Raw genomic sequence first — 14,771 nt, 5'->3', positions numbered from 1 at the left:
TCCGTCAGAACAGGCGGAGCTTGTCGTCCTCGATGCCCCGCAGGGCGTTGTAGTCCAGCACCACGCAGTCCATGCCGCGGTCCGTGGCCAGAACGCGGGCCTGCGGCTTGATCTCCTGGGCCGCGAAAACGCCGCGCACCGGCGCCAGGTGCGGGTCCCGGTTCAGCAGTTCCAGGTAGCGGGTCAGCTGCTCCACGCCGTCGATCTCGCCGCGCCGCTTGATCTCCACCGCCACCGTCGCGCCGGAGGCGTCCCGGCACAGGATGTCCACCGGCCCGATCGCCGTCATGTACTCCCGCCGGATCAGCGTGTAGCCGTCGCCCAGCGTTTCGATGCGGTCCGCCAGCAGCTCCTGGAGGTGTGCTTCGACGCCGTCCTTGATGAGGCCGGGGTCGATGCCCAGCTCGTGGGAGGAGTCGTGGAGGACTTCCTCCATGGTGATGATGAGCTTCTCGCCCGCCTTGTTGACGACCGTCCAGACGCCGGCCTCGTCCCCGCTCCCCTCCTTGAGGGTGCAGGGGGGCGACATCCAGTTGAGCGGTTTGTACGCCCGGTCGTCCGCGTGGATCGAGACACTGCCGTCGGCCTTCACGAGGATGAGACGGGGTGCCGAGGGCAGATGGGCGGTGAGCCGGCCCGCGTAGTCGACGGAGCAGCGGGCAATGACGAGACGCATGGTCGGCAACGCTACTCGACGAGAAGGCCTGTACGCGATTCGCCCCCGAAAGCCCCGTTCGCCGATGGCGCGTTGTATGCGCATTCTCCTGGTGCGCCACCCATGGGGCGCCTACCGTGGTGAGCAGGAGGTGGCGGAGCGTGCACGCTGCGTCGCGACCTCCTTCCCTGCCCGTAAGACTCCGGCAACCCAAACCGCCGGGGTCGCGAGAGGAGAACCCATGTCGCTCGACGTCTCACCGGCCCTACTCGAACAGGCCGAGCGAGGCGAGGTCGACGAAGCCGCTTTCGTCGACTGCGTCCGGACCTCCCTGCCCTTCGCGTGGGAGATGATCAGCTCGCTGGTGGCCCAGCTGAAGGTGGACGGCGGAGAGTTCGCCGACAACCAGACGCCGCCGCCCGACGAGCAGGCGCGTGGCCAGCTGCTGCGCGCTCTCGCGAGTGACGCGATACGTGGTGCGCTGCAGCGGCACTTCGGGGTGCGCCTGGCCTTCCAGAACTGCCACCGGGTGGCCGTGTTCCCGCTGGATCCCTCGTCGGACGACCGGCTCGCCAAGTTCACTTCGATCCGCGGCCAGCTGCTCAACCAGTCGCCCGAGCTCCGGGACTGCTGACCGACCGTACTCCGCTGCCGCTCCGTATCGGGGGAGGTGATACCGGGGCGGCAGCCTCATCCGAGACGGGGCAGGACCTCGGCGCCGAGGCGCCGTACGTTCTCCTCCGTCGCGGCGAGATCCCCGGAGCCCTCCGCCAACAGCGCGAACCGCGTGATGCCCGTACGCTCCGAGGTGGCCGCCAGCCGGTTCGCCGCCAGTCGCGGGGTGCCCACCGGGTGCAGGTCGCACAGCAGCTCCGTGTAGGCGACGGGGTCCCGCATCGCGCGCTCCCGGCCGTCCACCGTCACGTGTGCGTCCAGCCCCTGCTTCAGCCAGCCCGGCATCGCCTTCAGGAGGGCCTCGCGGGCGTCGGCCGTACGGTCCGCCAGCTGGCACACGCCCGCCGACACGTGCGGGGCGTGCGGGTTCCGCCCCGCCGCGGCGGCCGTGCGCCGGTACAGCGCGACCATCTCCGCCTTGTCCTCGTCCCCGCAGTGCATGCCCAGCAGCATCGGCAGCCCCCGTTCGGCGGCGAGGCGCACCGAGGCGGGGGAGGTGCACGCGACGATCACTTCCGGCCCTGATCCGTCGCCGTCCAGGGCTTCCGACGGGCGCGGTACGACGGCCACTTCGCGGAACCCGTACCGCTCGCCGGCGGCCGCCACCCGCGGCTCGGCCAGCCAGCGCCGCAGCAGGTCCAGCCCCTCCGGGAACTCCTTCTCGTAGGAGTCCAGGCCGCCGCCGAACACCTCCAGGTCCACCCAGGGCCCGCCCCGGCCCACCCCCAGGGTGAAGCGGCCGCCCGAGGTCAGGTGCAGCAGCGCGGCCTGCTCCCCGAGGGCCACCGGATGCGTGTTCGGCAGCACGCTCACGGCCGTGCCCACCCGCAGCCGCCGGGTCCTCCCCAGCAGCAGGGCCGCCAGGGTCACCGCCGAGGGGCACACCCCGTACGGGACGAAGTGGTGCTCGGCGAGCCACACCGAGTCGAGCCCCGCCTCCTCGGCCACCTCCGCGGTGCGCACCGCCCGGTGCAGTGCCTCCCCCTGCCCCTGGCCCGGAAACTGGGCCGCCAGTACAAACGCTCCTACACGCATCGCCTTCGCCTTCCTCGTGGCTGACGCGGCCTCCCCCAGGTGGACCGGTTCATCTGATGGCAACAACGTCTGACACGTGCCAAAGGCACGGCCTGACACGAAAGTTATTGGGATAGTCAGGCTGGTCGACCGCGAGCGCGTCGAGGTCGGCCGGCCTCTGTCAGCCACCCTGCGGGTACCCGGCCTCGCTGCGCGTAGTCTGGGAGAAAGTCACTTCCGTCCGCCCATACGTGAGGTATACGTGTCACCGCGCCACAACCGCCCCAAGGGCGGCGAGACTCCGGACGAACGCCCTGCCACCGGCCTCGACCGCTTCGGGCTGGAGCGCACGGAGGAGTACCAGGGCGAGGAGTGGAAGGTCAGGCACGTCGCGGGCGCGAGCGCGGCGGGCAAGCGCTACCGCTGCCCCGGCTGCGACCAGGAGATCCCCTCGGGCACCCCGCACCTGGTGGCCTGGCCCGAGTACGGCGGCGTGGACGACCGCCGGCACTGGCACAAGGCCTGCTGGAACGCGAAGGACCGCCGCACCTCAAGGGTGCAGCGGTCCAGGAACGCTCCCAGGTACTGACTCCCGCGTACGCGGTCAGACGTCGCGGCGGCCGACCACCGCGTACGAGCCCGCCACCGCGGCGCCCGTCACCAGCAGGATCAGCAGGACCTGGGTCACGCCGTCGGGCGAGCTCCCGGTGTCGGCGTTCGGCAGGCCGAACAGCCCCATGATGGCGACCGGGGCGTTGTACCGGAGGATCATGCTGCCGAGCGGGGCCAGGGTCTCCCACATGCTGAGCATCCCCCCTATCACCGGCGGGAGCGTGACCAGCCCCAGCATCACGGCGATCGCTCCGGCGGAGTGCCGCAGCACGGCCCCGATCGCGAGGGCGAGGATCCCGAGCAGGGTGACGTAGACGCAGCCGGCCAGCGCGTCGGCCCATTCACCGCCGCCGTGCTTCCCGGCCCCCGCGCCGCCCCGCAGGATCGCGGAGGAGAGGCCCACGACCGCCACCGACCCCGCGATCGCGGCGAAGGCGACACCGGCGAAGACGAGGTACTTCGCGGTCAGCACCCGCGCCCGGTCGGGGGCGGCGGTGAGCGTCGTACGGATCATGCCCGTGCCGTACTCCGAGGTGATCGTCAGGACGCCGAGCACCATCACGGGGATCTGCCCCACCAGCAGCCCGAACAGGGCGGGCGCCGTGAGCGGCACCTCCTGGTAGTCGGTCGAGCGCGTCTCGGAGACGGCCAGCACCCCGATGCCGACGACGAGCAGGACCAGCGAGCCGAGCGTCCACACGGTGGAGCGCACCGAGATCATCTTCGTCCACTCCGAAGCCACGGCGTGCCCGAGGTGGGGCCGGGGCGTCTCCAGCGGCGAGCTGTAGCCCTTCGGGCGGTCGGAGGTGCCCGTGGTGCCCGTGCTGCTCGTGCTGTTCGTGGGGCGCGCGGGGCTCGTGGGGCCGGTCATCGGGTGTCCTCGCGGGTGTCCTGGGTGGTGTTGCGGTTGGTGCCGGCGAGCTCGCCGGGGTCGGAGGGCATCAGGAAGGGCTGCCCGCCCGCCCCGGGCGGCGGGGGAGCGAAGAAGGAGCCCCGCGGCACCTCCGGCGCCTGGAGCTCGTCCTCCCAGGCGGGGACGGTCAGCGGCTCCGGTTCCCACAGCTCGGCGCGCGGGTCCTCGGTGGAGGTGTACTCCACGTCGGCCTGGGTCATCCGCATGTAGGCCTCCTCCAGCGAGGCCCGGTGCGGGGACAGCTCCCACAGCCGTACGCCGGCCTCGTGCGCGAGGTCGGAGATCCGGGGAAGCTCCAGGCCGGTCACGCGGAGTGTCCCCTCGGGCTCCTGGAGGACCCGGCCGCCGGCTTTGGTCAGGGCTTCACCCAATGCATCCCGGCCACCGTGATCGTTGTCGGCCGCGCGCACCCGCGCGAATCCGGCCGAGTTGTGCGCGATGAATTCCTGGGTGCCCATGTCGGCCAGCAGCCGGCCGCGGCCGATCACGATGAGGTGGTCTGCGGTCAGCGCCATCTCGCTCATCAGGTGTGAGGAAACGAACACGGTGCGGCCCTCGGCGGCGAGCCGGCGCATCAGGGTGCGCACCCAGAGGATGCCCTCGGGGTCGAGCCCGTTGACCGGCTCGTCGAAGAGCAGCACCTGGGGGTCGCCGAGGAGGGCGGAGGCGATCCCGAGCCGCTGGCCCATGCCGAGCGAGAAGCCCTTCGCGCGCTGCTTCGACACGTCCTGGAGGCCGACGACGGCCAGCACCTCGTCCACGCGCTTCTCGGGGATCCCGGAGAGCTGGGCGAGGGCGAGCAGGTGCCTGCGGGCCCGGCGGCCGCCGTGCACGGCCTTGGCGTCGAGCAGGGCCCCGACGTGCCGCTGGGCGTTCGGCAGCTGCCGGAAGGGCAGGCCGTTGATCGTCACGCTGCCCGCCGTGGGCCGGTCCAGGCCGAGGATCATGCGCATGGTGGTGGACTTCCCGGAGCCGTTCGGCCCCAGGAATCCCGTCACGTGACCCGGCCTGACCTGGAAGGACAGCTGGTCGACGGCGGTCTTGGCGCCGTAGCGCTTGGTCAGGCCGACAGCCTCGATCATTGCTCTGCCTCTGCTCTGCCCCTAGCCAGGACCGGACGGCTTTCGTCCGGGTAAGGGTTAAGAGGATATCGAGTCGCCTACGGTTCCGCCCCGGACCGGATCCCTGAGCCACCCCTGACTCCGACCCGGGGATGACCCGTAGTACCCGAGGCGTCCGTCACGGGACGGACGCCTCGGACCCGCAGGGATCAGGCGTCGCGCTTCTTCAGCACCAGGTAGCCCCCGAGCACGGCGGCCAGCACCCACAGCGCCATGATCCCGAAGCCGCCCCACGGCCCGTAGGGGGACTCGCCGCTGTCCATCGCCCCGGGGACCACCTGCATGATCTTGGAGCCTGCCTGGTCCGGGAAGTACTGGGCGACCTTGCGGGTCGCGCTGACCGCCCCGAGGATCGTCGAGACCAGGAAGAAGAACGGCATCAGGATGCCGAGCGACAGCATCGAGCTGCGCAGGATCGTCGCCACGCCCATCGAGAACAGGGCGATCATGGCCATGTAGAGGCCGGCGCCGATCACGGCGCGCAGGACGTTGGGCTCGTCGATGCCGATGCTGCGGTCGCCCAGGATGGCCTGTCCCAGGAAGAAGGACAGGAAGCTGGTGACCAGGCCCACGACCAGCGCGAGACCGGTGGCCACGATCAGCTTGCCGGCCAGGAAGCTCGCCCGGCGCGGTACGGCGGCCAGCGAGGTGCGGATCATGCCCGAGCTGTACTCGGTGCCCACCACCAGCACGCCGAAGACGATCATGGCGAGCTGGCCGAGGGTCATGCCCGCGAAGCTGGCCAGGGTCGGGTCGAAGGTGACCTGCTGTTCCTGCGGCATGTCGTTGAAGGTGGCGTTGAAGACGGCGCACAGGCCGGCGCTCACGCCGACCGTGACCACCAGGGCCGCGACGAGGGTCCACGTGGTGGAGGCGACCGTACGGATCTTGGTCCACTCGGACCGGAGGACGGCGGGGAAGGAGGACATGGTCACTCGCCGCCCTTGCGCGTCGCCTCGTACCCGGCGCCCCACGCGGGGACGTCGGCCGGCCGGGCGGGGTTGTCCGCGGGGCCGGGGCCCGGGGGCAGACCCGGTTCCCCCGGTGCGTGGGCGTGGTACTCGACGGAGTCCGCCGTCATGCGCATGAACGCTTCCTCCAGTGAAGCCCGCTGAGGGCTGAGTTCGTGCAGCACGATCTGGTGCTGCGCGGCCAGCTCGCCGAGCTGCTCCGCGGCGACGCCGTCGATCTCCAGCGCGCCGGTGGCCGGGACGCTGATGGCGTCGATGCCCGCTCCGTGCAGGACGTCCTTGAGCCGCTCCTGCTGCGGGGAGCGCAGCCGGACGTAGCTGCGCGAGTTCTCCTGAATGAAATCAGCCATCGACATGTCGGCCAGAAGCTTTCCCTGGCCGATGACGATCAAATGGTCCGCGGTGAGCGCCATTTCGCTCATCAGATGGGAGGAGACGAAGATCGTCCGCCCCTCGGCCGCCAACCCCTTCATAAGATTTCGGATCCAGAGAATTCCCTCCGGGTCCAGACCATTGACGGGCTCGTCGAACATGAGGATCTCCGGATCGCCCAGCAGGGCGGAGGCGATTCCCAGCCGCTGGCCCATGCCCAGCGAAAATCCTTTCGACTTCTTCTTCGCCACGGGTGTCAGTCCGACAAGATCCAGTACCTCCGCGACCCGGCGCTCCGGGATGCGGTTCGACTGGGCAAGGCAGAGAAGGTTGTTGTAAGCGCTGCGGCCGCCGTTCATGGCTTTGGCGTCCAGCAGCGCACCGATGTGCTTCAGCGGCTCCGGCAGGTCCCGGTAGTGCTTCCCGTCGATCCGGACCGTACCGCTGGTCGGGTTGTCGAGGTCGAGCATCATGCGCATGGTCGTGGACTTCCCCGCCCCGTTGGGGCCGAGGAAGCCGGTCACCACCCCCGGTCTGACCTGGAAGCTGAGGTGGTCCACGGCGGTCTTCGCGCCGAATCGTTTGGTAAGGCCCTCAAGCTCGATCATGCCGCTCACGCTAGAACGCCCGAGGGCCCCACGCCACCTCAAACAGGTGACATAGGGCCCTCGGGCAGGACGTTCGTCCACGGGCCGGTAGACGGCGGCCGTCCGACCGGTCGACCGCCGGTGAACTCCCGCACGTGCTACCGCGCGTACCGGTACACGTACTAGCGGCTCTGCTGCGCCGGAACGCCGCGGGTGACCGGCTCGTCGTCGACGATCGGGTTGGCCGCCGCGACGGCCGCACCGGTCAGCGTCGCCAGCATCTCGCGGACGTTGGTGAGCTGGGCGTTGATCGAGTCGCGGCGGTTGGTGAGCGCCGCCAGCTCGCGCTCGGACTCGCTGCGGATGCGGTCCGCCTTCGCGTTGGCGTCGGCGACGATGTCCTCGGCCTGGCGCTGCGCGGTCTCCACCGTCTGACGGGCGCGGCGCTCGGCGTCCGTACGGAGCTTCTCGGCCTCAAGGCGCAGCTGCTCGGCGCGGTGCTCGATCTCGGCGAGGCGCTTCTCGGCCTTGGCCTGACGCGAGGCCAGGTCGCGCTCGGACTGCTCGCGGCGCTTGGCGAGGTTGGTCTCGAAGTCCGCGGCGGCCTGGGCGGCCTTGGCGCGGGTCTCCTCGAACAGGGCGTCGGCCTCCTCGCGCTTGGAGGCGGCGTCCTTCTGGGCCTCGGCGCGCAGGGTGGAGGCGTCGCCCTTGGCCTTCTCGACGATGCGGACGCCCTCGTCCTCCGCCTTCGACTTGCGGTCGGCGGCGAACGACTCGGCGTCGTTGCGCACCTGCTGGGCAGCCGACTCGGCGAGCTCACGGTGCTGCTCGGCCGCGCGACGGGCCTCCTCGCGCAGGTCCTTCGCCTCCTCCTCGGCCAGGCGCAGGATCTTCTCGACCCGGGCGCCGAGGCCGGCGTACGACGGCTCGGCGTCGCTCACCTGGGCCTGGGCGTTCTGCGTTTCGAGGTGCAGCTCCTCGATCCGCTTTTCCAGAGAGTTGATACGTCCAAGGGCGCTGTCGCGGTCGGAGACCAGCTTGGTAATGCGGTCGTCCACCTGACCGCGGTCGTAACCACGCCGCACGAGCTCGAAGCCGAAGGGGGAGGAAGTGTCGCTCATGGGGTTCCTGTCGAATGAGACCGATGAGGTGCTACGTGAGGTGTTAGGGGAATCCTAGGCGCCCGAGCGGCGTGTCATCGAGTCAATCCACGTTTGATCTGGACAATGACACCCCTTTTGAGTGGCAAGGCGACAGAATGCTTGTCACTCGTTCGGCTGAATCTTCATCAGGAACACACAACCTGATCGATTGCTAGCCCTCCGACGTCTTGCCACCCGAACGGGTGGAACCGGCTGTGGCTCCGGCCTTCACGCCCCCAGCGCCCTGACCGCCGACCACCGGCTTCCCGCCGCCCGAAGGCGCCTCGAATGATTCCAACGCCTCAAGAACGTCCTGGACACGGGAGATCTCCGCCTGAATGTCCTCGCGCCTGCGCACCAGGACCTCCAGCTCGCGGCGGCCCTCGTCGACGAGCCGCTCGGCCTCCGCCTTCGCCTCCGCGAGGGCCTTCTCGGCCTCCCGGGCCAGCTCGGCCTTCTTCTGCTCGGCCTCCTTGAGCAGCGCCTCCGCCTTGCGCACGGCCGCGATGCGGACCTTGCTCGCCTCGCTGCTCGCGTCCGACACCAGCGCCTTGGCCTTCGCCTCGGCCTCGACGCTCTGCTCGGTCGCCGCCCGCACCAGCTTGTCCACGCGCTCGCCGGCCGACTTCATCTGCTCGGCGGACTCACGGCGGGCCCGCTCGTGCAGCTCCTCGACCTCGCCCTCGACGCGGGAGCGCAGCTCCTCCGCCCGCTCCCTTATGGCGGCCGCGTCGCTGCGCGCGCCGACCAGCAGCTCGTCCGCGTCCGTACGGGCCTTCTCCACAAGGGAGTTGCCCTCGACGGTCGCCTCCGAGGAGATCCGCGCGGCCTCCTTGCGGGCCGCGTCGACCATCGCGTCGGCCTGCTCCTCGGCGGCCGTCGTCGCGGCCAGGGCCTGCGCCTGAGCGTCGCCGGTGAGCTTGTCCGCCTCGGACGCCGCCTCGGTGATGAGCCGGTCCACCTGCTCCGCGGCCTCGCTGCGGCGCTTGTTGGCCTCCTCGCGGGCCTCGTCCAGCAGCCGCTCCGACTCCGCGCGGGCCTCCGCACGGGTGCGCTCCGCCTGCGTCGCCGCCTCGGCCTTGACCCGCTCGGCCTCCGAGCGGGTACGGGTCGCGTGTTCCTGAGCCGAGGCCAGGGCCTCCGAGGCCTCCGCGCGCAGCCGTTCGGCCTCGGACTGGGCCTCGCCGACCGTGCGTTCGCTGTCCTTGCGGGTCTGCTCGGTGAGCTGGTCCGCCTCGGACGCCGCCTCCGTGATGAGCCGGTCGGCCTGCTCGGCCGCCTCACCGCGCATCCGGCCCGCCTCGGCGCGCGCGTCGTCGAGCGTCTGCTGCGACTCCCGCTCGGCGCTCGCCAGGGTCTCGTTGGCCGCGACCGTGACCCGGTCGGCCTCCGCGGTGGCCTCGCCGATGATCCGGCCGCCCTCCGCGCGGGCGTCGTCCAGGGTCCGCGCCGCCTCGGCGCGCAGCCGCTCGGCCTCGGCCGCGGCCTCGCCGACCGTGGCCTCGTTGGCCGCGCGCGTCTCGTCGACCAGCCGGTCGCCCTCGTTGCGGGCGTCGACCAGGACCCGCGCCGCGTCCCGCTCGGCCGCGGCCAGCGTGTCGGACGCCTGCCGGGTGAGCCGCTCGGCCTTCGCCGTCGCCTCCCCGAGCGCGGCCTCGTTCGCGGCGCGCGTCTCCTCGGTGAGCCGGTCCGCCTCGGACGCGGCCTCCGTGATGAGCCGGTCCGCCTGCTCCGCGGCGTCGCTGCGCAGCCGGTTGGCCTCGGAGCGCGCCTCGTCCAGGGTGCCCGCCGCCTCGGCGCGGGTGGCTTCCGCGGCCTCGGCCGCCTCGGTGGTGAGCCGTTCGGCCTCCGCCGCCGCCTCGCCGACCGTCACGGCGTTCGCCGCCTCGGTCTCGCCGGTCAGCCGCTCGGCCTCCGCCGTCGCTTCCGCGACGATCCGGCCGCCCTCGGCGCGCGAGGACTCCAGGGACTCCGCCGCCTCGCCGCGGATCCGGTTCGCGTCGTCCCGTGCGTCGGCCCGGGTACGGGCCGCGTCGCGCTCGGCCGCGGCCAGCGCGTCCGTCGCCTCCGTACGCACCCGCTGCGCGTACTCGGCGGTGTCGCCGCGCAGCTGCTCCGCCTCGGCGATCGCGTCGCCGACCGTACGCTCGGCCAGCGCCTTCGCCGCGTCCGTCTCGGCACGCGCCTCGGTGCGGATCCGGTTGGCGTCCCCGGTGGCCCGCTCGCGCTCGTCGTAGGCGTCCGCGCGGACCCGCGCGGCCTCCTCCTCGGCCTCCGTCTTCGTACGCTCCGCCACGTGCTCGGCGGCGCTGCGCAGCCCGGCGATCTCCTCGTCGGCCTCTTCGCGCAGCCCGGCCACGGAGTCCCGCACCTGCTGCGCGGTGGCCTCGGCCGCCGACACCAGCTCCGCGGCGCGCCGCTCCGCCTCCTCGGTCAGACGGGCCGCCTCGGCCTGCGCCTCCTCGGAGCGCTTGCGGGCCGAGGCCAGCAGCTCCTCGCTCTGCTCGCGGGCCTGCGCCCGCTCGCTGTCCGCGTCCGTACGGGCCGACGCGAGGGTCTCCTCCGCCTCCCGGCGGCGCCTGGCCGCTTCTTCCTGCGCCGCGGCCAGCGCCTCGGCGGCCTCCGCGGCGACCCGCTCGGCGGCGGCCTTCGCCTCGGCGCGCAGCCGGTCCGCGGTCTCCTTCGCCTCCGCGCGCACCCGCTCCGCCTCGGACTCCGCCTCGCTGCGCAGCCGTACGGCGACCTGCTCGGCCTCCGCGCGGGTGCGCCCGGCGTCGTCCGCCGCGTCCGTGCGCAGCTGGTCGGCCTCCGCCTCCGACTGCGCCTGGAGGGTACGGATCCGCTCCGCCGACTCGGCGCGCAGCCGGTCGGCCTCCTCGGAGGTCTCCCGCCGGATGTTCTCCGCCGCCCCGCGGGCGTCGCGCAGCGTCTGCTCGGCCGTGCCCAGCCGGCTCTCGGCCTCCGCGTGCAGCCGTACGAGCTCCTCGTCGGCCTCCGCCCGCTTCGCCTCGACGGCCCGCTCGGTCTCCTCGCGCCGCGCCCGCGCCGCAGCGTCGGCCTCGGCCCGTACGGACTCCGCCTCCTCCTCGGCCTCGCCGCGCAGCCGCTCCGCCTCGGCGCGCGTGCGCTCCAGCGTCTCCTCGGCCTGCCTGCGCAAGGTGGTGGCCCGCTCGACGGCCTCGGCGCGGACCCGCTCGCTCTCGGTGCGCGCGCCGCCGCGCAGCTCGTCCGCGTCCGACTTCGCCTTGCCGAGGAGCTCCTCGGCGGTCCGGGCCGCCTCCTCGATCTGCTGGACGGCCTCGCGGCGCGCCTCGCCGCGGATGCGCTCGCCCTCGGCGACGGCCTCGGCGCGCAGCTGCTCGGCCTCGCCGCGCAGCCGCCGGGCCTCCTCCTGGAGCTCGACGGTCCGGGCCCGGTACTCCTCGGTGTCGTCCTTCGCCGCGCCCTTGAGCTCGGCGGCCGTGGCCGCCGCCTGGGCGCGCAGCCGCTCCGACTCCGACTCGGCCTCGCGGCGGATCCGCTCGGCCTCCTCGGACGCGGCGCGGGTGGTGGCCCGGGCGTCCTCCGAGGCCTTGTTCAGTACGTCCTCGGCCGTGCGGGCCGCCTTCGCCAGCTGGGCGGCCGTGTCCTCGGCCGCCGCCGCGCGGGCCTGCTCCGCGGCCTCCGCGTGCAGCCGCTCCACGCCGGCGCGGGCGTCGGCGAGGGTCTGCTCGGCCTCGGCCTTGAGGACCTCGGCGTCCTTGGTGGCCTCGCCGACCAGCCGGGCCACCTGCTCCTTGGCGGTGCGGGTGCGCTGCTCGTTCACCGACTCCGCCGAGGCGAGCTGCCGGGCGGCGCTCTCCTTGGCGTCCGCGAGGAGCTTCTCGGCCTCGGCGCGCGCGGTGCGCAGGGCGCCGTCGGCCTCCTGGACCCGCTGCTCGGCCACCCGGCCGAGGTCGAGGGTCTGCTGCCGGGTCTGCTCGGCCTCGGCGGTGGTGCTGCTGCGCAGCCGCTCGGCGTGCTCGGTGGCCTCCTGGGCCTGCGCGGAGGCGGCGGTCAGCAGCCGCTCGGCCTCCTTGCGGGCGCGCAGCAGGGTCGCCTCGGTCTCCGCGCGGGCGGCCTCGGCGTCGGCGGTCAGCCGGCGGCGGGTCTCCTCGGCGACGCGGGCGGCCTCGGAGCGGGCCGCGTTCAGGGACTGCTCGGCCTCGGCACGGGACTCGTCCATGAGCCGGCGGGCCTGGGACTCCGTACGGGCGCGCAGCTGCTCGGCCCAGGCCACGTTCTCGTTGACGTGCGCCTCGACGGTCTGGCGGCGCTCGTTGAGCTCCTGGTCCAGCCGCTGGCGGCGGTTGACGGCCTCGGCGTGCAGCTCGGCCTGGAGGCGCGCCTGGTGCTCGGCGTGCTCCTGCAGGATGCGCTGGGTCTGCGCCCGGGCGTCGCGCAGCTCGCGCTCGGCGTCCGAACGCATCTGGTCGGCCTGGATCTGGGCATTGCGGAGCAGCTGCTCCGCCTGGTAGCCCATGTCCGCACTGTCGTAGGCGGGGCGGGACGCCAGATTGCGGCGCACCTCGTGGAGCTTGGCGCGCAGCACCTCGACTTGGTAGCCGAGGTCCTCGGCGTGCTGGACGGCCTTCCCGCGCTCCTTCTTCAGCCGCTCCATCTCGGCTTCGAAGCGCGAGAGATGGTCGGCTTCAGCCTGATGGCTCTCCTGGCTTTCGTAGCCCCGCACAGCGCGGTCCCATCCGTCCCCTGGTCGCAAGCTCACTCCCAATTGAGCATCGCTCGCCCGCTGAACGACGCCCCCGGGGAATGGTGTCAGATACCGGGGCAGGGGTCACAGGCCCCGACCCCGTCTCCGCACCGAACCCCGGCCGAGCCATGGCCACTCTACCGGCCGGGGAATCGGGCCATCAGTGGTCCATCAATGGTCGGGGTTCGAGGTGACCAGTTCGGTGAGGACTCCGTGGCAGTCCTTGGGGTGCAGGAAGGTGATCGAGGAGCCCATCGAGCCCGTGCGGGGCTGGTCGTAGAGGACCCGGACGCCCTTGCCGCGGATGGCCTCCGAGTCTCCCAGGACGTCCTCGGTGCCGAAGGCGATGTGGTGCACGCCCTCGCCGTTCTTGGCCAGCCACTTGCCCACCGCGGAGTCCTCCCGGGTGGGTTCGAGGAGCTGGAGGTAGGAGGCGCCGCCGTCGGAGGTCTCGTTGATCTTGAGCATGGCCTCGCGGACGCCCTGCTCCTCGTTGACCTCGGTGTGGAACACCTCGAAGCCGTACGTGGCACGGTAGAACTCGACGGTCTTGTCCAGGTCGAAGCAGGCGATCCCGATGTGGTCGATTCTTGTCAGCATGGGACCAGTGCACCGCTGCGGAGGGCGGTCACGCAACGTGCCAGCGATCACACCGACTGCCCGGTGACGGCGCGGGTACCGCTCAGTACATTCATGTAAACCCTCGTTCACCCTCATCTTCAAGGGGCTGTGCTCCATGTCCGGAACGAACAACACCACGTCAGTGATCGTCGCCGGGGCCCGCACGCCCATGGGGCGGCTGCTCGGTTCGCTGAAGTCCTTCTCCGGTGCCGATCTCGGCGGGTTCGCCATCAAGTCCGCTCTGGAGCGGGCCGGCATCGCCGGTGACCAGGTGCAATACGTGATCATGGGGCAGGTGCTCCAGGCCGGTGCGGGCCAGATCCCGGCGCGCCAGGCGGCGGTCAAGGGCGGCATCCCCATGAACGTCCCGGCGCTCACGATCAACAAGGTGTGCCTCTCCGGCCTCGACGCGATCGCGCTGGCCGACCAGCTCATCCGCGCGGGCGAGTTCGACATCGTGGTCGCGGGCGGTCAGGAGTCCATGACCAACGCCCCGCACCTGCTGCCGAAGTCCCGAGAGGGCTTCAAGTACGGCGCGATCGAGATGCTCGACGCGATGGCCTACGACGGCCTCACCGACGCCTTCGAGAACATCGCGATGGGCGAGTCCACCGAGAAGCACAACAGCCGTCTGGGCATCGAGCGCGCCCCGCAGGACGAGTTCGCCGCCGCCTCGCACCAGCGGGCCGCCGCCGCGCAGAAGAACGGCGTCTTCGAGGCCGAGATCGCCCCCGTCGAGATCCCGCAGCGCAAGGGCGACCCGGTCCTCTTCGCCCAGGACGAGGGCATCCGCCCGGAGACCACGGTCGAGTCCCTCGGCAAGCTGCGCCCGGCTTTCGCGAAGGACGGCACGATCACCGCCGGCACCTCCTCGCAGATCTCCGACGGCGCCGCCGCCGTGGTCGTGATGAGCAAGGCGAAGGCCGAGGAGCTCGGACTGGAGTGGATCGCCGAGATCGGCGCCCACGGCAATGTGGCCGGTCCCGACAACTCGCTGCAGTCGCAGCCGTCGAACGCGATCCTGCACGCCCTGAAGAAGGAGGGGCTCCAGGTCTCCGACCTGGACCTCATCGAGATCAACGAGGCCTTCGCCGCGGTCGCCGTGCAGTCAATGAAGGATCTCGGCGTGACCCCGGAAAGGGTGAACGTCAACGGTGGCGCCATCGCCCTGGGCCACCCGATCGGCATGTCCGGCGCCCGCGTGGTCCTGCACCTGGCCCTGGAGCTGGCCCGCCGGGGCGGCGGGACCGGCGCGGCCGCGCTGTGCGGCGGCGGCGGCCAGGGCGACGCCCTGATCGTCCGCGTCCCGAAGAAGAAGTAACACCGGCCCGCCGGCCCTTCCCTTCCCTACCCGAACCG

At 72.0% G+C, this 14,771-nt stretch carries 12 protein-coding genes; 3 read left to right on the top strand and 9 right to left on the bottom strand.

The window, feature by feature from the left end; all coding sequences use genetic code 11:
- Positions 1-4: 4 nt before the first annotated feature.
- The gene (nucS, locus tag ACFYXV_RS01575; RefSeq protein ID WP_030857179.1) at positions 5-676 is read right to left on the bottom strand and encodes an endonuclease NucS; all 672 of its coding nucleotides are present in this window, start codon (positions 674-676) and stop codon (positions 5-7) included.
- 220 nt (positions 677-896) lie between these two features.
- Between nucS and ACFYXV_RS01570 the strand changes: the two genes are divergently transcribed.
- Positions 897-1,289 carry an SCO5389 family protein gene (locus tag ACFYXV_RS01570; RefSeq protein WP_030153794.1) on the top strand — a complete coding sequence of 131 codons (393 nt, stop codon included), beginning with the start codon at positions 897-899 and terminating at the stop codon, positions 1,287-1,289.
- Positions 1,290-1,345: 56 nt separating this feature from the next.
- On the opposite strand, the gene ACFYXV_RS01565 is transcribed toward ACFYXV_RS01570, so the two are convergent.
- On the bottom strand, positions 1,346-2,365 hold the full coding sequence (locus ACFYXV_RS01565; RefSeq protein WP_385474001.1) for an LLM class flavin-dependent oxidoreductase: 1,020 nt from the start codon (positions 2,363-2,365) through the stop codon (positions 1,346-1,348).
- Positions 2,366-2,606: 241 nt separating this feature from the next.
- Here ACFYXV_RS01565 and ACFYXV_RS01560 point away from each other — a divergent pair, with 241 nt between their 5' ends.
- Positions 2,607-2,933: an ATP/GTP-binding protein gene (locus ACFYXV_RS01560; protein ID WP_385474003.1), complete on the top strand. Its 327-nt coding sequence runs from the start codon at positions 2,607-2,609 to the stop codon at positions 2,931-2,933.
- Positions 2,934-2,948: 15 nt separating this feature from the next.
- Here the strand turns inward: ACFYXV_RS01560 and ACFYXV_RS01555 are convergent, their stop codons facing one another.
- The 7 genes from ACFYXV_RS01555 to mce all read right to left on the bottom strand — a co-directional run bounded on the left by ACFYXV_RS01555 (position 2,949) and on the right by mce (position 13,391).
- Complete coding sequence (locus ACFYXV_RS01555) at positions 2,949-3,827, bottom strand: ABC transporter permease (protein WP_389381766.1); 879 nt, start codon at positions 3,825-3,827, stop codon at positions 2,949-2,951.
- Positions 3,824-4,951 carry an ABC transporter ATP-binding protein gene (locus ACFYXV_RS01550; RefSeq protein WP_389381765.1) on the bottom strand — a complete coding sequence of 376 codons (1,128 nt, stop codon included), beginning with the start codon at positions 4,949-4,951 and terminating at the stop codon, positions 3,824-3,826. The genes ACFYXV_RS01555 and ACFYXV_RS01550 overlap by 4 nt, the downstream gene beginning before the upstream one ends.
- A gap of 188 nt (positions 4,952-5,139) precedes the next feature.
- On the bottom strand, positions 5,140-5,919 hold the full coding sequence (locus ACFYXV_RS01545; protein ID WP_383347774.1) for an ABC transporter permease subunit: 780 nt from the start codon (positions 5,917-5,919) through the stop codon (positions 5,140-5,142).
- A 2-nt stretch (positions 5,920-5,921) separates the two neighbouring features.
- The gene (locus tag ACFYXV_RS01540; protein ID WP_389381764.1) at positions 5,922-6,941 is read right to left on the bottom strand and encodes an ABC transporter ATP-binding protein; all 1,020 of its coding nucleotides are present in this window, start codon (positions 6,939-6,941) and stop codon (positions 5,922-5,924) included.
- Positions 6,942-7,102: 161 nt separating this feature from the next.
- Complete coding sequence (locus tag ACFYXV_RS01535; RefSeq protein ID WP_030153801.1) at positions 7,103-8,041, bottom strand: cellulose-binding protein; 939 nt, start codon at positions 8,039-8,041, stop codon at positions 7,103-7,105.
- Between the two features lie 193 nt (positions 8,042-8,234).
- Positions 8,235-12,770 (bottom strand): polarized growth protein Scy, encoded by a 4,536-nt coding sequence (scy, locus tag ACFYXV_RS01530; RefSeq protein ID WP_389381762.1) that lies wholly within the window; start codon positions 12,768-12,770, stop codon positions 8,235-8,237.
- 192 nt (positions 12,771-12,962) lie between these two features.
- Complete coding sequence (mce, locus tag ACFYXV_RS01525; RefSeq protein WP_048476381.1) at positions 12,963-13,391, bottom strand: methylmalonyl-CoA epimerase; 429 nt, start codon at positions 13,389-13,391, stop codon at positions 12,963-12,965.
- Between the two features lie 136 nt (positions 13,392-13,527).
- Between mce and ACFYXV_RS01520 the strand changes: the two genes are divergently transcribed.
- Positions 13,528-14,733 carry an acetyl-CoA C-acetyltransferase gene (locus ACFYXV_RS01520; protein ID WP_389381761.1) on the top strand — a complete coding sequence of 402 codons (1,206 nt, stop codon included), beginning with the start codon at positions 13,528-13,530 and terminating at the stop codon, positions 14,731-14,733.
- Positions 14,734-14,771: the final 38 nt, after the last annotated feature.

The organism is Streptomyces sp. NPDC002181 (genome assembly GCF_042890485.1).
Classification (GTDB): domain Bacteria; phylum Actinomycetota; class Actinomycetes; order Streptomycetales; family Streptomycetaceae; genus Streptomyces.
This window is presented reverse-complemented; position numbering and strand designations above follow the sequence as displayed.